15 protein-coding genes and 1 riboswitch are annotated in these 16,136 nt (G+C 55.9%); of the genes, 7 read left to right on the top strand and 8 right to left on the bottom strand.

Going from position 1 to position 16,136, the window contains the following annotated elements; genetic code table 11:
• Positions 1 to 185 precede the first annotated feature (185 nt).
• Positions 186 to 962 carry a zinc transporter ZupT gene (zupT, locus tag Q5705_14250; GenBank protein WLI75747.1) on the top strand — a complete coding sequence of 259 codons (777 nt, stop codon included), beginning with the start codon at positions 186 to 188 and terminating at the stop codon, positions 960 to 962.
• A gap of 27 nt (positions 963 to 989) precedes the next feature.
• Here zupT and Q5705_14245 read toward each other — a convergent pair whose 3' ends face one another.
• Together Q5705_14245 and ribB are read right to left on the bottom strand one after the other, a co-directional pair.
• Positions 990 to 1,163, bottom strand: coding sequence for a hypothetical protein (locus Q5705_14245; protein WLI75746.1), 174 nt, complete (start codon positions 1,161 to 1,163; stop codon positions 990 to 992).
• A 196-nt stretch (positions 1,164 to 1,359) separates the two neighbouring features.
• Positions 1,360 to 2,013 carry a 3,4-dihydroxy-2-butanone-4-phosphate synthase gene (gene ribB, locus Q5705_14240; protein ID WLI75745.1) on the bottom strand — a complete coding sequence of 218 codons (654 nt, stop codon included), beginning with the start codon at positions 2,011 to 2,013 and terminating at the stop codon, positions 1,360 to 1,362.
• A 106-nt stretch (positions 2,014 to 2,119) separates the two neighbouring features.
• A riboswitch (FMN riboswitch) is annotated at positions 2,120 to 2,270 on the bottom strand.
• 122 nt (positions 2,271 to 2,392) lie between these two features.
• Here ribB and ubiK point away from each other — a divergent pair.
• Positions 2,393 to 2,722 (top strand): ubiquinone biosynthesis accessory factor UbiK, encoded by a 330-nt coding sequence (gene ubiK / locus Q5705_14235; GenBank protein WLI75744.1) that lies wholly within the window; start codon positions 2,393 to 2,395, stop codon positions 2,720 to 2,722.
• 29 nt (positions 2,723 to 2,751) lie between these two features.
• Here the strand turns inward: ubiK and hldE are convergent, their stop codons facing one another.
• The 3 genes from hldE to Q5705_14220 are packed head-to-tail and all read right to left on the bottom strand — an operon-like array spanning position 2,752 to position 8,396.
• Complete coding sequence (gene hldE, locus Q5705_14230) at positions 2,752 to 4,182, bottom strand: bifunctional D-glycero-beta-D-manno-heptose-7-phosphate kinase/D-glycero-beta-D-manno-heptose 1-phosphate adenylyltransferase HldE (protein ID WLI75743.1); 1,431 nt, start codon at positions 4,180 to 4,182, stop codon at positions 2,752 to 2,754.
• Between the two features lie 46 nt (positions 4,183 to 4,228).
• Positions 4,229 to 7,078 (bottom strand): bifunctional [glutamate--ammonia ligase]-adenylyl-L-tyrosine phosphorylase/[glutamate--ammonia-ligase] adenylyltransferase, encoded by a 2,850-nt coding sequence (gene glnE, locus Q5705_14225; GenBank protein WLI75742.1) that lies wholly within the window; start codon positions 7,076 to 7,078, stop codon positions 4,229 to 4,231.
• Positions 7,079 to 7,094: 16 nt separating this feature from the next.
• Positions 7,095 to 8,396 carry an inorganic triphosphatase gene (locus Q5705_14220; protein ID WLI75741.1) on the bottom strand — a complete coding sequence of 434 codons (1,302 nt, stop codon included), beginning with the start codon at positions 8,394 to 8,396 and terminating at the stop codon, positions 7,095 to 7,097.
• Between the two features lie 239 nt (positions 8,397 to 8,635).
• Here Q5705_14220 and Q5705_14215 point away from each other — a divergent pair, with 239 nt between their 5' ends.
• Positions 8,636 to 9,250 carry a TIGR04211 family SH3 domain-containing protein gene (locus Q5705_14215; protein ID WLI75740.1) on the top strand — a complete coding sequence of 205 codons (615 nt, stop codon included), beginning with the start codon at positions 8,636 to 8,638 and terminating at the stop codon, positions 9,248 to 9,250.
• A gap of 67 nt (positions 9,251 to 9,317) precedes the next feature.
• The gene (locus Q5705_14210; GenBank protein WLI75739.1) at positions 9,318 to 10,559 is read left to right on the top strand and encodes a multifunctional CCA addition/repair protein; all 1,242 of its coding nucleotides are present in this window, start codon (positions 9,318 to 9,320) and stop codon (positions 10,557 to 10,559) included.
• Positions 10,560 to 10,569: 10 nt separating this feature from the next.
• Here the strand turns inward: Q5705_14210 and bacA are convergent, their stop codons facing one another.
• Both bacA and folB read right to left on the bottom strand, forming a co-directional pair.
• Complete coding sequence (gene bacA, locus Q5705_14205; protein WLI75738.1) at positions 10,570 to 11,388, bottom strand: undecaprenyl-diphosphate phosphatase; 819 nt, start codon at positions 11,386 to 11,388, stop codon at positions 10,570 to 10,572.
• 107 nt (positions 11,389 to 11,495) lie between these two features.
• The gene (gene folB / locus Q5705_14200) at positions 11,496 to 11,864 is read right to left on the bottom strand and encodes a bifunctional dihydroneopterin aldolase/7,8-dihydroneopterin epimerase (GenBank protein WLI75737.1); all 369 of its coding nucleotides are present in this window, start codon (positions 11,862 to 11,864) and stop codon (positions 11,496 to 11,498) included.
• A gap of 163 nt (positions 11,865 to 12,027) precedes the next feature.
• On the opposite strand from folB, the gene plsY reads away from it, so the two are divergent.
• Entirely contained in the window at positions 12,028 to 12,645 is a 618-nt protein-coding gene (gene plsY, locus Q5705_14195) for a glycerol-3-phosphate 1-O-acyltransferase PlsY (protein ID WLI75736.1), read from the top strand.
• A 40-nt stretch (positions 12,646 to 12,685) separates the two neighbouring features.
• Here the strand turns inward: plsY and tsaD are convergent, their stop codons facing one another.
• On the bottom strand, positions 12,686 to 13,699 hold the full coding sequence (gene tsaD, locus Q5705_14190; GenBank protein WLI75735.1) for a tRNA (adenosine(37)-N6)-threonylcarbamoyltransferase complex transferase subunit TsaD: 1,014 nt from the start codon (positions 13,697 to 13,699) through the stop codon (positions 12,686 to 12,688).
• Positions 13,700 to 13,937: 238 nt separating this feature from the next.
• Here tsaD and rpsU point away from each other — a divergent pair, with 238 nt between their 5' ends.
• The gene (gene rpsU / locus Q5705_14185; GenBank protein WLI75734.1) at positions 13,938 to 14,153 is read left to right on the top strand and encodes a 30S ribosomal protein S21; all 216 of its coding nucleotides are present in this window, start codon (positions 13,938 to 13,940) and stop codon (positions 14,151 to 14,153) included.
• 170 nt (positions 14,154 to 14,323) lie between these two features.
• Positions 14,324 to 16,069: a DNA primase gene (dnaG, locus tag Q5705_14180; protein ID WLI75733.1), complete on the top strand. Its 1,746-nt coding sequence runs from the start codon at positions 14,324 to 14,326 to the stop codon at positions 16,067 to 16,069.
• The last annotated feature ends 67 nt before the right edge of the window (positions 16,070 to 16,136 follow it).

The following is a 16,136-nucleotide window of genomic DNA, read 5'->3' as shown; positions in this document are numbered from 1 at the left end:
TACGAAATGTGTCAATTTGCTAAAAACAGGTTACGCTGTTTCTCCAGGCGAAGAACGCTGATAACCATGATGAAGATCATCAGGAATTTTGAATGTAAGGAATACGTAAAAATCTTGTTACTGTCTCGCTTTTAAAGCGGTAAAAACTTACATTAATGAGAATGATTATCATACAGGAGCGATGCATGTCAGTACCCTTGATTCTGACCATCCTGGCGGGTGCCGCCACGTTTATCGGCGCGATTCTGGGCGTCATCGGCCAGAAACCTTCAAACCGCGTACTGGCGTTTTCGCTCGGCTTTGCCGCCGGGATCATGCTGCTTATCTCATTGATGGAGATGCTGCCCGCCGCACTGGCAACAGAGAATATGTCGCCGATGTTGGGTTACGGCATGTTTGTTGTGGGATTACTGGGCTACTTCGCGCTGGATCGTATGCTGCCGCACGCCCATGCTCAGGATTTGATGCAGGGAACGCAGCGCACCTTTCCGCGCGGCATTCGCCGTACGGCGATCCTGCTGACGCTCGGCATCAGCCTGCATAATTTCCCGGAAGGGATCGCCACCTATGTCACCGCCAGCAACGATCTGGAACTCGGCTTCGGTATTGCCTTCGCCGTGGCCTTGCACAATATTCCTGAAGGACTTGCTGTCGCCGGGCCGGTGTATGCCGCCACCGGATCCAGGCGCAGCGCCGTATTGTGGGCTGGCGTTTCCGGGCTGGCAGAAATTCTTGGCGGTGTGCTGGCGTGGTTAATTCTGGGCAGCCTGGTTTCACCGGTGGTGATGGCGGCGATTATGGCGGCTGTCGCAGGCATTATGGTGGCGCTGTCGGTCGATGAATTAATGCCGCTGGCAAAAGAGATCGATCCGCATAACAACCCCAGCTACGGCGTGCTGTGCGGTATGTCAGTGATGGGCTTAAGTCTGGTCGCGCTCCAGGCGATGGGCTTCGGCGGTTAACAAACGCGGCTGTAAAGCAGCCGCGCTTTACTCCTTCTGCCCAACGCGCTGGCGTTTATTCAACTCTTCCTGCACGCGTTGATAGCCTTTATAGATTGCTTCTCTGTCGTGGCGGCACGCTTTGTAGCTGCGTCTGAGGCCGTGGATATACCCGGCAACCAGCAATACTGCCGCCAGAAGCCAATACCATGAAATGAACACATTGCCTCCGGATAGAAATCTTCGCAAATTGAATGAGTTAGCGGCAACCAGTCTGCGCCGCAGCGCCTACCACTTTATAAGTAGCAGGAAGGAATATCAATGTGTGGATCCGGGAAGCGCAACAAACTTTGACCTGGCACAGATAAAAAAAATCCGACGCCAAAGGCATCGGATTTTGTGTTCTTAACGAGAAGCGTTAGCTGGCTTTGCGCTCGTGCTCCTGGCGGTATGCCACCAGGTCTTCGATCGTCACAACCGCCATGTTGTGCTGCTTAGCAAACGCAATGCACTCTGGCGCGCGCGCCATGGATCCATCGTCATTGGTTAATTCGCACAGCACACCGACCGGTTTAAACCCTGCCAGGGTGACCAAATCAATCGTCGCTTCGGTATGACCGCCACGGGTCAGCACGCCGCCCTGCTGCGCACGCAGCGGGAAAACGTGGCCAGGACGGTTCAGATCGGACGGTTTAGCGCCGTCGGCAATAGCTGCACGAACGGTGGTCAGGCGGTCAGCGGCGGAAACGCCGGTGGTGACGCCGTGTGCCGCTTCGATGGTGACAGTAAAACCGGTGCCGTAAGCGCTGGTGTTGTTTTCCACCATCATCGGCAGGTCGAGCTGTTTACGACGTTCGTCAGTCAGGCACAGGCACACAATCCCGCTCCCGTGGCGAATGGTCAGCGCCATTTGCTCAACTGTCATGGTTTCGGCAGCGAAAATCATATCGCCTTCGTTTTCACGGTCCTCGTCATCGAGCACCATCACACCACGGCCTTCGCGCAAAGCGGCGAGCGCGTGTTCTACACGTTGGAAAGGCGTGCCAAAAGAAGAAAGCAGCGTCTGATTCATGGTAAAAGACCTCAATAAAGTTATGGTTACCAGAATCAGGGCAGTCTTAGGAGTGTCGCGAAGCAACAAAAAAATAACGCGAGCGGGCACTATTGCCCGACAGATTCGTTACTCTCTCCCATCCGGACTTTAACCGTCGGCCCCGGAATTACACCGGATCTGCTGACCTTCAGAGGTGGACTCTGAAGCGCTCGCGGGCTTTCAGCGTTCGCTGATTTACCGCCGGTGGGGAATTTCGCCCCGCCCTGAGAATAAGCGCCGTAACTATAACGCCATTGATAACTGTCGGCAATGCGTAAGCTTCAAACAATTCTGGTTTATCACCAGGATTTATCACACTACAATAATTAGCTGAGCCCATCCGAGCAGGGAACCCAAAATGATTGATCCGAAGAAAATTGAACAGATTGCGCGACAGGTTCACGAATCCATGCCGAAAGGGATCCGTGAGCTTGGTGAAGACGTCGAGAAGAAAATTCGCCAGGCCTTGCAGGCGCAGTTAACCCGCCTCGATTTGGTCAGCCGTGAAGAGTTTGATGTGCAGACGCAAGTGCTGCTGCGCACCCGCGAAAAACTGGCGTTACTTGAACAGCGCCTGAACGAACTGGAAAACCGCAGCCCTGCGGCGGCGAATGTTAACCCCGCGCCAGCAACTGTGGATGAAGTGAAACCCGCACCGGCCATTCCGCCGGTTGACGAACAGCCATAATGAAAACGGGCCGCAAGGCCCGTTGTGTTTTAGTGGCTATCTTTCTGGATCTTTTTGATGATGTTGGTGGTTGAACAGCCATCTTCAAAGTTGAGCACCAGCACTTCGCCGCCGTTAGCCCAGACCTCTTCGCTGCCCGCAATCTGTTCTGGCTTATAATCGCCGCCTTTCACCAGCAAGTCCGGCAGAATACCGGCAATCAGGCGCTGCGGCGTATCTTCTTCAAACGACACCACCCAATCCACCGCTTCCAGCGCGCTCAGCACAATCATGCGTTGCTCCAGCGGATTCACCGGGCGGGTTTCACCTTTCAGGCGTTTGGTCGACGCGTCGCTGTTCACCGCCACAATCAGACGATCGCCGAGCTTACGCGCATTCGCCAGGTAGGAAACGTGCCCGGCATGCAGAATGTCGAACACGCCGTTGGTCATCACCACTTTTTCACCACGTTTACGCGCGGCGGCAACGGCCACTTTTAGCGCTTCTTCGGTCATCACACCGAAGCCGGTTTCAGAACGACCACGCACGGCGTTTTCCAGCTCGATCGGCGACACGGTAGAGGTCCCGAGTTTACCGACCACCACGCCCGCGGCCGCGTTGGCGAAGTAACAGGCTTCTTCCAGCGAATTGCCCGCCGCCAGCGTCGCCGCCAGCACGCCAATCACCGTATCGCCCGCGCCGGTCACGTCATAGACTTCCTGCGCCTGCGTTGGCATATGCAGCGGCGCTTTGCCCGGTTGCAGCAGCGTCATACCTTGTTCGGAGCGGGTCACCAGCAGCGCAGAGAGTTCGTAATCGGCGATCACTTTCATGCCGCGCTCAACGATTTCCTCTTCGCTTTTGCATTTCCCGGCCACGGCTTCGAATTCGGACAAGTTCGGCGTCAGCAGCGTTGCGCCGCGATAGCGTTCAAAGTCAGTGCCTTTCGGGTCGATAAGCACCGGTACGCCCGCTTTGCGCGCCAGCGCAATCATCTGCTGCACGCTGTTCAGCGCGCCTTTGGCGTAATCAGAGAGCACCAGCGCGCCAATCGATCCCAGCGCCTGATTAATGCGCTCATGCAGCGGCTGCGGATCAACGCCTTCAAAACCTTCTTCAAAGTCCAGGCGGATCAGCTGTTGGTTGCGTGACAGCACGCGCAGCTTGGTGATGGTCGGGTGAGTGGGAACAGAAACGAAGTCACAATTAACGTTAACATCCGCCAGCGCTTTGCTCAGCGCGCGTGCCGCATCGTCAATGCCCGTCAGGCCGACCAGACGCGCAGATGCGCCCAGTGAAGCAATGTTCATCGCCACGTTCGCCGCGCCGCCCGGGCGCTCTTCAATCGTATCGACTTTGACGACCGGCACCGGCGCTTCCGGGGAGATGCGGCTGGTTGGCCCGTACCAGTAACGATCCAGCATCACATCGCCCACTACCATCACACCGGCTTGTTTAAACTCTGGCAGCGTAACTTTCATTCCTGTCTCCTGAGAGATACAAAATTTGCGCGCGATGATACCACACTTACGCCGGGGCGCACGGTTCCACCAGCCACTTGTCCCAACTGGTTTTGATAAGCTGGCGCTCAGCAACAAAGCAGGAGAGCGGCACATTTCCCGGCAACTCCTGCAACGCCAGATGGTGCAACTCATCGCGAAGCGTAGTGTAGGCGTGGGTCAGCGCCAGTGCTTCCTGCTCATCCATAATGCCGTTTTGCGCCAGCCCTTCCAGAATGCGTACATTATCAGACCAGCGCGTCAGCTTCGGCTTATCGTGGGCGTAGCGCAGCACCAGATATTGCGCGATAAACTCAATGTCGGTGATCCCGCCTTCATCGGCTTTCAAATCAAAACGGTCTTTATGCTTGTTACCCAGATGGGCGCGCATCTTCTCGCGCATTTCGCGCACTTCCGTTTGCAGCGTCTCGCCATCGCGCTGCGTCATCAGAATATCGCGGCGAATCGCGTCAAACCCGGCGGTTAATTGCGGATCGCCGTACACCACGCGGGCGCGCGCCAGCGCCTGATGTTCCCATGTCCAGGCTTCGTTTTTCTGGTAATCAGCGAAAGATTCGGTGGTGGTCACCAGCATGCCCGCGGCACCGGACGGGCGCAGGCGTGCATCCACTTCGTAAAGAATGCCGGACGAGGTGCGAGTGCTGAATAGGTGCATAATGCGCTGCGCCAGGCGCAGGTAAAACTGGCGACCGTCGATTTCCCGCTCGCCGTCGGTCATCACATCCATCGGGCAATCATGCAGGAACACCAGATCGAGATCGGAACTGTAACCCAACTCCCAGCCGCCGAGTTTGCCGTAGCCGACCACGGCGAAACCGCGCCCTTCACGATCGTGCAGGTGCGTCGGCTGACCGTAACGCGTCACCATCTGTCCCCAGGCTTGCTGCACCACGGCATCGATAATCGCTTCCGCAAGCCAGGTGAGATGATCGCTCACTTTCATTACCGGCAAGGTGCCAGCAAGATCCGCCGCCGCCACGCGCAGCAACTGCGCCTGTTTGAACTGGCGCAACGCCTCCAGTTGCTGCTCTTCATCCTCCTCCGGTACACGCAGCAAGTACTGGCGTAGCTCATCGCGATAGGCATTCATCGCCGTCGGCTGATAAAGAGTGTTCGGGTCGAGCAACTCATCAAGCAGGATCGGGTAACGCGCCAGTTGGCTGGCGACCATCGGCGACGCCGCGCAGAGCGAAATTAAGTGTTTCAGCGCGCCAGGGAATTCGCTCAACAGTTCAAGATACGTGGTGCGGGTGATAATGCCGGTCAGCAGCGGTGTCAGGCGCGACAACGGCACCGGCGCGTCGTCACGGGAGCAGACATCGTTCAGCAGATGCGGCATCAGATGATCCAGCACCTGGCGACCGCGCGGGCCAATGGTGCGCTTATCCAGCTCGTTGCGGAAATCGGCAATCAGCGCGACAACGCGACGGCGATCGTCATCGGAAAGATGCGCCAGCACCGGCGTGGTGTCTTCCTCCTGCAAGGCGTCCTGCCACAGCTCGCGCCAGTGCTCGGAGAGCGCATCATCAGATGTGTCCGTTTCATCATCGCCGATAAGTTCGTTGAAGATACGCCGCACAGCGGCCATATGCGCCTCAAGCTGGCGGCTCAGCGCCTCCCAGCTTTCCACGCCCATTCCCCAGGCAAGGCGAGCGCGGTTCAGCTCATCGCCCGGCAGCGTCTGCGTCTGCTCGTCATTAATGCTTTGCAGTAAGTTCTCCAGGCGCCGCAACCACAAATACGCGTCGCGAAGTTGTGGAGCATCACCTTCTGCTAACAGATGCAACTGATCGATAGCCGCTAACGTGGGCAGCAGCGAGCGGGATTGCAGCGCCGGTTCGCGCCCGCCGCGAATCAACTGAAAGACCTGCACGATAAATTCGATTTCGCGGATACCGCCCGCGCCCAGCTTGATGTTGTCTTTCAGACCACGGCGGCGCACTTCTCGGGCAATCATCCCTTTCATATTGCGCAGCGACTGGATAACGCTGAAATCGATATAGCGGCGGAAAACAAACGGGCGCAGCATCGCCCGTAATTCACGCGCATGGACGCCGTCGTTATCGCCCATAATGCGCGCTTTCACCATCGCGTAGCGCTCCCAGTCGCGCCCTTGTTCCTGGTAGTAATCCTCCAGCGCGGCAAAGCTCAGCACCAGCGGGCCGCTGTCGCCAAACGGGCGCAGGCGCATATCGACGCGATAAACGAAACCGTCCTGCGTCGGCTGATCGAGCACTTTGATTAACCGCTGGCCAAGGCGGGTGAAAAACTGGGCATTATCCAGCTCGCGTCGGCCGCCACGCGTTGCACCGTTTTCCGGCCAGGCGAAGATCAAATCGATATCAGAAGAGAAATTCAGCTCGCCGCCGCCGAGTTTGCCCATGCCGAGCACCAGCATCGGCTGTTCCACGCCATCCTGATTACACGGCGTGCCCCATTCGCGGCAGCAGGCGTCATACAGCCAGTCACGCGCAGCAACAATCAAGGTTTCCGCCAGCACGCTTAGCTGTTGCAGCACGGCTTCATCGGAGATTTGCCGCAGCGCCTGCGCCCAGGCAATACGCACCATCACGCGGCGGCGAAACTGCCTGAGCGCGCGCATCAGCGAGGCTTCATCCGCTACCCCTTGCAGCCCGGTTTGCAGCCACCCGGCGTAGTGCTGCCACTCATCGGACGTGGGCGGCGCACTTTCCAGCTCAGCCAGCCAGTCAGGATTCGCAATGATGCTGTCCTGAACGAAATCACTAAAAGTGAGCACTGACTGCGCCTGCGTACTCACTGGCTGCGCGGTCAGCGCTTCCGGCAGGCGGGAAAGCACAGTTTGCCAGTGCTGCGATAACAGGGATGCGTGCGGCATTCGAAAGATCCTTTAGTTAGCGTTTCCCGCTGTGCAGCCAGAACGGCTCCTGGGTAATGGCGGTATTACGAAAATGCTCAATTTCGATTCTCTGGCGCGTTTCGATGGCATGCTGCAACCCTTGCCAGTTATCCAGCCATTCGGTCGCCAGCGCCCGGTCGTAATGGCCCGCCAGCAGCAAGGTGCTGTCGATATCCCGCGCCAGGCGCGGCAACTGATCGCGGTAGCTGTCGCCCAGCGGATGGGCAAAGGTTTTTTTCAATTCAGACGCGGTGCGCGAGAGATGAATATCGGCGAAGCGTTTAAAAGAGTCGGCAAATTTCGCCAGTGCTTTATCATCAAGGAAGGCACGCCAGGCATTGGTGACAAGCCATTCGGTGAGGATCAGTTTCGCCATTGCCGATTGCATGTCCCATGCCGCCGTCGCAGCAGAAACCGCAGAGGTCAGCGTAGCTTCCACTTGGGTCAGCAGGTCACGTAAGTGAGCGCTCGCTTTACGCGGCACAATGCCGCCAAACAGCGTCAGCGTATGGCGCAGCAGCGCAATGGCGCGCAACACCTCAAGGCGTGCGGCGTCGTTACCGCGCACCCACAGCTCTTCATGGTATTGCCATTGCGACAGCGCCAGTTCCAGCGCGGCGGCAAAGGCCTGCTCAACCGTGGCTTTAGGCGCGGTTTGCAAAAACGTTGTCGGACGCGGTTCGCGCGGCGCATTGCCCTGCGCCAGATGATAACCGCGCGCCGCTTTGCTCAGGCTCCCCTGACGCAGGCCGGAGATTGCCACCAACTGGCGGGCCAGTTTGAGAATATCTGCCGCATCGCCGCTCAGCAGTTCCAGCTCCAGTTCACAAATTGGCTCGGCAAACTCTCCGGCTTTGACTTCACCTAAGTCGAGGCCAATCTCTATACGGCTCTCGCCGACGTTGATCAGCCATTTTTCGCGGTGAAAATCGGTGCTGAACAGCGGCTGCGTACGCGACTGTAAATCAGACGGCAAAACACCTTCGGGCCATACCTCGGCGGGAAAGCGCGAAAGGTCAAGCTCGGCGTTGTCGAGCGAAATATTGTATTCCGGGCGCTGATGCAAACCGCCAATCACGCGTCCGGTGGTTTTCATTGTCATCTCATATTGACCGTTTACCCCGCGGATGCGCAGCCCCATATCATGGCCGCGAAGCCAGTTATCAGGCGTTTCGTAATAGACGTTGAGTAACTGGCTGGACGCGATGTGTTCGTCGGTCAGCGTATGGAGGTGTTGACGAAGCGTTTCCACGCAGTCGCTCTTCACGATAAACTTTAATTCGATTTCCTGAGCCATGGCCTTGCACTTATGGTTGTGTCACATCGGTGAAAATTGTGGCGAACTAACGCGCCCTGGGTTTGTCAGTAGATAGTATTTTGTGCCAAATTGCCATGCAATGCGCAATCTGGCGGGTGCAAATGTTCGCATAAGTGCGCAGTTTGACCTGGAAGATTCCGATTGATGGTGCCTGCCCGGTGTCGTCAGACTGTTGCCACTGTTTACCATTCACGTTCAATGAAAATAATGATTGCCTGATGCCAAAATTACGCCTGATAGGATTTACCCTTTTTGCGCTTAGCGTCTCTGTCGGCATCCATGCCGAAGAAAAACGTTATGTCTCCGACGAACTGAGTACCTGGGTGCGTAGCGGCCCGGGCGATAACTATCGCCTTGTCGGCACGGTGAATGCCGGCGAAGAAGTCGCCCTGCTGCAAGAAAATAATGATTACGCTCAGGTGCGCGACAGCAGCGGCCGAACTTCGTGGATCCCGCTGAAACAGCTCAACACGCAACCCAGCCTGCGTACGCGCGTGCCGGACCTGGAAAACCAGGTGAAAACCCTGACCGATAAACTGACCAATATCGATAACACCTGGAATCAGCGTACCGCAGAGATGCAGCAGAAAGTTGCCCAGAGTGATGGGGTGATCAACGGTCTGAAAGATGAGAATCAGAAGCTCAGAAATGAGTTAATCGTGGCGCAGAAAAAGGTTAGCGCCGCGAATCTGCAACTGGATGACAAACAGCGCACCATTATTATGCAGTGGTTTATGTATGGCGGTGGCGTGCTGGGCGCGGGTCTGATCCTCGGCCTGTTACTGCCGCATATGATCCCCAGCCGTAAACGCAAAGATCGCTGGATGAACTAAGCATATTCGCCATCTTCTCTACACTTACGTATTATCTGTCGGCAAATGTGTAGAGGAGAGTGGCGGCGTGAAGAGTTATCTGGTCGGTGGTGCAGTACGGGATACGTTGTTGGGCCTGCCGGTCAAAGACAAAGATTGGGTGGTAGTCGGCGCAACGCCGCAAGAGATGCTCGATGCGGGTTACCAGCAGGTAGGCCGCGATTTCCCTGTGTTCCTGCACCCGCAAAGCCGTGAAGAGTATGCACTGGCGCGGACCGAGCGTAAATCCGGCTCCGGGTACACCGGTTTTACCTGCTATGCCGCACCCGATGTCACCCTTGAGCAAGACCTGCTGCGCCGCGATTTAACGGTGAACGCGCTGGCGCAGGATGAAAACGGCGATATCATCGACCCGTTTAATGGCCAGCAGGATCTGCGCGACCGCATTCTGCGTCACGTCTCCCCCGCGTTTAATGAAGATCCGCTGCGCGTACTGCGCGTGGCGCGTTTCGCTGCCCGCTATGCCCATCTCAGCTTCCGTATCGCTGATGAAACGATGGCGCTGATGCACGAGATGACCGACGCCGGTGAACTGGCACATCTCACTACCGAGCGCGTGTGGAAAGAGACGGAAAACGCCCTGCGCACCCGTAATCCTCAGGTTTATTTCCAGGTGCTGCGCGACTGCGGCGCGCTGAAGGTGCTGTTCCCGGAAATCGACGCGCTGTTTGGCGTTCCGGCTCCGGCGAAATGGCATCCGGAAATCGACACCGGCGTACACACATTAATGACCCTGACGATGGCAGCGATGCTCAGCCCGGAGGTGGATGTGCGCTTCGCGACGCTGTGCCACGACCTGGGCAAAGGGCTGACGCCGAAAGAGCTGTGGCCGCGCCACCACGGCCATGGGCCGGCGGGCGTCAAGCTGGTGGAAGGATTGTGCCAGCGCCTGCGGGTGCAAAATGAGATCCGCGATTTGGCGAAGCTGGTGGCGGAGTTTCACGATCTGATCCACACCTTCCCCATCTTACAGCCAAAAACCATCATCAAGCTGTTCGATTCCATCGATGCGTGGCGCAAACCGCAGCGCGTGGAGCAAATCGCGCTCACCAGCGAAGCCGATGTGCGCGGGCGTACCGGGTTTGAAGCCTGCGACTATTCACAAGGGCGGTTACTGCGTGAAGCCTGGGAAGTGGCGCGAGCCGTACCGACCAAAGCGGTGATCGAGGCGGGGTTTAAAGGTGCGGCAGTGCGCGAAGAGTTAACCCGCCGACGCATTGCGGCGGTTGCGCACTGGAAGGAGCAGCGTTGCCCTCAGCCGAAAGCGTGAGGGCGAAGCCTTAGAAAAAGACCACGTAAACCGCTGCGGCGACGATAAAACGGTAAATCGCGAACGGAATAAAGGAGATGTGTTTAATCAGTTCCAGGAAGGTTTTAATCGCGATAAGCGCCACGATAAACGCCATCGCAAACCCGACGGCGAACATTGGAATATCACCCGTTGTCAGGAAATCGATGCTTTTATAGAGATCCAGCCCGGTTGCGCCCAGCATCATCGGCACTGCCAGCAGGAAAGAGAACTCAGACGCCGCGTAGCGGCTTACGCCCATCAGCATCCCACCGCAAATGGTTGCCCCGGAGCGGGAAAAGCCCGGCCACAGCGCCAGACACTGAAAGCAGCCAATGATAAATGCCTGGCGATACGTCATATCATCGATGCCCTGCGCGCGCGGCACTTTCGGTTTCAGCACTTCCGCTGCGATCAGCAGTAAACCACCGACCACCAGCGCATAGGCTACATTACGTGGGTTAAATAACGATTTGATGGTGTCATGGAATATCAGCCCGATAACCACCGCCGGGATCATGCCTAACAGAATATGAACCAGCGTCAGGCGGCCTGTACCGATGCCTTCATGGCGAGGTTTACCAAAATGAATGCCGATAAGGCCAAACAGGCGTCGCCAGAACATCACGACCACCGCCAGAATTGAGCCTAACTGAATCACCACCTCGAATGTTTTTGCAGTATCGCCTTCAAACCCCAGTAAGTGCCCGACAATAATCATGTGGCCCGTGCTGGAAACAGGCAGAAACTCGGTGAGGCCTTCGACGACACCCAGGATGGCTGCCACCAAAAGCGAATGCATATCGCTCATCAAATAAACCCCTAAAAAGATATAAAAAGCGGCCAATCCACAGGAGAAGCCGCGAAAAGCCGTATTCTATGACCTGAATACTAGCGTTTGGTTTAACGATGATGAATTTAAAAAGTTTTTTTAGGATTTAGGCCACGCTCGATGACAACGCCCACGTTAAGCGCCCGCGCCACCGCGCCAGGCTTGCTCAGTTTGATGCGCACCCACGGGGAATTAAACCGGGCCAACAGCAGATCGGCGACCTCTTCTGCGACACGCTCTACCAGCGCAAAACGCCCGCCTTCGACATGCCCGACCACCGCATCGGCAATATCCGCATAGCTCAGACAATCCTTAACATCGTCACTTTTGGCCGCCAGGCGGTTATCCCACGCCATTTCGATATCGAACACCAATTTCTGCTCGATGGTCTGTTCCCAGTCGTAAACACCAATTGTCGTGATGACCGACAGCTGCTCGATAAAGACAATATCCATTACACCCCGCCTGCTCATTGCGCCTGCGCCACTGTCGCAAGGCCGCATCTTTAGTGGTTATCTGTCAGATTTTGCGCAAAACCTGGATACCACTTTCCATAATTTATGCGTATTATCCACGGATGCAGAGAATAAAACGACATTTTCAAAACGGAACAGCGTTATGAGTGCAATCGCGCCTGGGATGATCCTCCTCGCGTACCTTTGTGGCTCAATCTCCAGCGCCATTCTGGTCTGCCGCATCGCGGGTTTACCCGACCCGCGCGCAAGTGGTTCCGGCAATCCCGGCGCCACTAACGTTTTACGCATTGGCGGCAAGGGCGCAGCCGTAACGGTACTGATTTTTGATGTTTTGAAAGGCATGCTGCCGGTCTGGGGCGCGTACGCGCTTGGCGTCACGCCGTTCTGGCTGGGCCTGATTGCTATTGCCGCCTGCCTTGGTCATATCTGGCCGGTTTTCTTTAAATTTCATGGCGGTAAAGGCGTTGCGACGGCATTTGGCGCGATTGCGCCGATCGGCTGGGATTTAACGGGTGTGATGGCAGGAACCTGGTTACTGACGGTGCTGCTGAGCGGTTACTCCTCGCTGGGCGCGATTGTCAGCGCATTGATTGCACCGTTTTATGTCTGGTGGTTCAAACCGCAGTTCACGTTCCCGGTCGCGATGTTGTCATGCCTGATCCTGCTGCGTCATCACGATAATATTCAGCGCCTGTGGCGTCACCAGGAAACCAAAATCTGGTCGAAGCTAAAAAAGAAAAAACGGCAGGACGAGATATAAAAGGATTGCCCGGTGCCGTGTGACACCGGGCAAAAGCTGTTTATGCCGCAGGCAGTTCCGCCAGCGGCCAGCGCGGACGAACCGTGACGCCAAGCCCGGCATCGTTTCCTGCTTTCAGACGCACCATTCCCGCATACGCAATCATCGCACCGTTATCGGTGCAAAACTCCGGGCGCGCATAGAACACTTCGCCGCGGCGTTTTTCCATCATCTGCGCCAGTTTCGCACGCAGGGTACGGTTAGCACTTACGCCGCCAGCCATCACCAGACGTGTAAAACCGGTCTGATCCAGCGCGCGCTTGCATTTGATCATCAGCGTATCGACGACCGCGTCTTCAAACGCCCGGGCGATATCTGCGCGGGTTTGATCGTCATTGCCATTATTGCGAATGGTATTGGCGGCAAAAGTTTTTAGCCCGGAAAAACTAAAATCCAGCCCTGGCCTGTCGGTCATCGGACGCGGGAACACAAACCGCCCTTCTGTCCCCTGCGATGCCATTTTCGACAGCATCGGCCCGCCAGGATAATCAAGACCTAACAGTTTAGCGGTCTTATCAAAAGCCTCACCGGCAGCATCGTCAATCGATTCGCCGAGCAATTCATAATGCCCAATACCGGTCACGCTGATGAGCTGCGTGTGCCCGCCGGAAACCAGCAGCGCGACAAACGGAAACGCAGGCGGATTCGCTTCCAGCATCGGTGCCAGTAAGTGCCCTTCCATATGGTGAACCGGAATTGCCGGAACATCCCAGGCAAATGCCAGCGCACGCCCGACTGTTGCCCCGACCAGCAGCGCACCGACAAGGCCTGGACCCGCGGTATAGGCCACTGCATCAATTTCTTTTGCCGTTAATCCGGCCTCTTTCAATGCGGCCTGAATCAGCGGCACGGTTTTACGCACGTGATCGCGGGAGGCCAGTTCGGGTACCACTCCGCCGTAATCGGCGTGCAGTTTTACCTGGCTATACAGTTGGTTGGCGAGAAGCCCGTTTTGATCGTCATAAATTGCGATGCCGGTTTCATCGCAGGATGTTTCAATACCCAGTACGCGCATGGCTCTTTCTACCTCTTTGCAATAGCGCGCAGTGTAGGGCGAATGCGGGGCGATGTAAAACTTTGCTCACTCCTCAAGCAGAGTTCGTGTATACTCCTCACCCTTACAAAAGTCCCCTTTCAAAAAGGGCAGCGGTGCTTTACAAAGAGGCAGCACTTGCAGTAAAATTCCGCACCATTTTGAAATAAGCTGACGTGAACGTCAGCGGCAAACCGAATTAATCAAAGGTGAGAGGCACATGCCGGTAATTAAAGTACGTGAAAACGAGCCGTTCGACGTAGCTCTGCGTCGCTTCAAGCGTTCCTGCGAAAAAGCAGGTGTTCTGGCGGAAGTTCGTCGTCGTGAGTTCTATGAAAAACCGACTACCGAACGTAAACGCGCTAAAGCATCCGCAGTGAAACGTCACGCGAAGAAACTGGCTCGCGAAAACGCACGCCGTACTCGTCTGTACTAATCTCTTCAGGGCACGAGCCCTTTAGAGTAGACCGAGTTGTAGTTGTAAGGCCGTGCTTCCGAAAGGAATGCGCGGCTTATTTTCGTTTATAAGCTGATATAACTTTCGGATTTTACGCCACTTTTTACTGGCCTGAAAAACGACGGCTATAAAAGATCAAAACGGGGCTTATGGCTGGACGAATCCCACGCGTTTTTATCAATGACCTGCTGGCGCGCACCGACATCGTCGATCTCATCGACGCGCGTGTAAAGCTGAAAAAGCAGGGCAAGAACTACCACGCGTGCTGTCCATTCCATAACGAAAAAACCCCCTCTTTCACCGTGAACGGTGAAAAACAGTTTTACCACTGCTTTGGTTGTGGCGCGCACGGCAACGCCCTCGACTTTTTAATGAACTACGACAAACTCGAGTTCGTGGAAAGTGTCGAAGAGCTGGCCGCGATGCATAACCTGGAAGTGCCGTTCGAAGCAGGTAGCGGGCCCAGCCTGATAGAGCGCCATCAACGGCAAACTCTCTATCAATTAATGGACGGGCTGAACGCTTTTTATCAGCAATCTCTGAAAAACGCTGCCGCAGAGCCTGCTCGTCAGTATCTGTCCAGGCGCGGTTTAAGCAGTGACGTCATTACGCGATTTGCCATTGGTTACGCCCCTCCCGGCTGGGACAACGTGTTAAAGCGTTTTGGCGATAACAGTGAAAACCGCAAGTCGCTGATCGATGCAGGCATGCTGGTCACAAACGATCAAGGACGCAGTTACGACCGCTTTCGCGAGCGGGTGATGTTCCCAATTCGCGATAAGCGGGGGCGAGTGATTGGTTTTGGTGGTCGTGTGCTCGGCAACGATACGCCTAAATATCTTAACTCCCCGGAAACCGATATTTTCCATAAAGGCCGCCAGCTGTATGGCCTTTATGAAGCGCAGCAGGACAATGACGAGCCGCAGCGGCTGTTAGTCGTCGAAGGCTATATGGACGTCGTCGCGCTGGCGCAATACGGCATCAATTATGCGGTTGCGTCGCTGGGGACATCCACCACGGCGGATCATATACAGTTGCTGTTCAGGGTGACGAAAAATGTCATCTGCTGTTATGACGGCGACCGTGCAGGCCGTGAAGCCGCATGGCGAGCGCTGGAAACTGCGCTGCCGTATATGAGCGATGGTCGTCAGCTGCGCTTTATGTTCCTGCCGGATGGCGAAGATCCGGATACGCTGGTGCGTAAAGAGGGTAAAGAGGCGTTCGAAGCGCGGATGGAGCAGGCTCAGCCGCTCTCCACGTTTTTGTTTAACAGCCTGTTGCCGCAGGCGGATTTATCCACGCCGGATGGTACAACGCAGCTTGCCGCGCTGGCGCTGCCGTTAATCAATCAGGTGCCGGGTGAGACGCTGCGTATCCAGCTACGCCAGCTATTGGGCAACAAGATCGGTATTTTCGACGATGCGCAACTTGATCGTTTAATGCCAAAGCAGGTGGAAAGCGTTCCGACGCGCCCCGCTCCGCAGCTAAAACGCACAACCATGCGTATACTGATAGGGTTATTGATACAGAACCCGGATCTGGCGCCTAAGGTTCCGCCGTTGGCGGGCCTGGATAAATCCAGACTACCGGGGCTTGGCTTATTTTCAGAACTGGTCAACACTTGTTTGTCACAGCCTGGTCTGACAACTGGCCAACTTTTGGAACACTATCGCGGCACAAATGAGGCCGCAACCCTTGAAAAACTGTCGACATGGGACGATATAGCAGATAAGGACATCGCTGAGAAAACGTTTACCGACGCGCTCAATCATATGTTTGATTCGATGCTTGAACGGCGACAAGAGGAGTTGATAGCTCGCGATCGCACACACGGTTTAAGCAGCGAAGAACGCCGGGAACTCTGGCAGTTAAACCAGGAACTGGCGAAAAAGTAAACTCAACGGCTTAAGTGCCGATAATCGATCGGGTAGATCCCGACAGCCGCGATGAGGGCCAGCGGCA

The sequence above is a fragment of the Kosakonia sp. H02 genome, assembly GCA_030704225.1.
In the GTDB taxonomy this organism is placed as follows: domain Bacteria; phylum Pseudomonadota; class Gammaproteobacteria; order Enterobacterales; family Enterobacteriaceae; genus Kosakonia.
The sequence above is the reverse complement of the archived record's forward strand: the minus strand, read 5'-3'. Positions and strand labels throughout refer to the sequence as shown.

What these genes read in the sequence shown, in the direction of transcription:
- hldE (WLI75743.1), bottom strand. Translation starts at nt 4,182, where the DNA reads ATGAAAGTTACGCTGCCAGAGTTTAAACAAGCCGGTGTGATGGTAGTG.
- bacA (WLI75738.1), bottom strand. Translation starts at nt 11,388, where the DNA reads ATGAGCGATATGCATTCGCTTTTGGTGGCAGCCATCCTGGGTGTCGTC.
- folB (WLI75737.1), bottom strand. Translation starts at nt 11,864, where the DNA reads ATGGATATTGTCTTTATCGAGCAGCTGTCGGTCATCACGACAATTGGT.
- rpsU (WLI75734.1), top strand. Translation starts at nt 13,938, where the DNA reads ATGCCGGTAATTAAAGTACGTGAAAACGAGCCGTTCGACGTAGCTCTG.
- Q5705_14220 (WLI75741.1), bottom strand. Translation starts at nt 8,396, where the DNA reads ATGGCTCAGGAAATCGAATTAAAGTTTATCGTGAAGAGCGACTGCGTG.
- Q5705_14215 (WLI75740.1), top strand. Translation starts at nt 8,636, where the DNA reads ATGCCAAAATTACGCCTGATAGGATTTACCCTTTTTGCGCTTAGCGTC.
- dnaG (WLI75733.1), top strand. Translation starts at nt 14,324, where the DNA reads ATGGCTGGACGAATCCCACGCGTTTTTATCAATGACCTGCTGGCGCGC.
- zupT (WLI75747.1), top strand. Translation starts at nt 186, where the DNA reads ATGTCAGTACCCTTGATTCTGACCATCCTGGCGGGTGCCGCCACGTTT.
- ribB (WLI75745.1), bottom strand. Translation starts at nt 2,013, where the DNA reads ATGAATCAGACGCTGCTTTCTTCTTTTGGCACGCCTTTCCAACGTGTA.
- plsY (WLI75736.1), top strand. Translation starts at nt 12,028, where the DNA reads ATGAGTGCAATCGCGCCTGGGATGATCCTCCTCGCGTACCTTTGTGGC.
- tsaD (WLI75735.1), bottom strand. Translation starts at nt 13,699, where the DNA reads ATGCGCGTACTGGGTATTGAAACATCCTGCGATGAAACCGGCATCGCA.
- ubiK (WLI75744.1), top strand. Translation starts at nt 2,393, where the DNA reads ATGATTGATCCGAAGAAAATTGAACAGATTGCGCGACAGGTTCACGAA.
- glnE (WLI75742.1), bottom strand. Translation starts at nt 7,078, where the DNA reads ATGCCGCACGCATCCCTGTTATCGCAGCACTGGCAAACTGTGCTTTCC.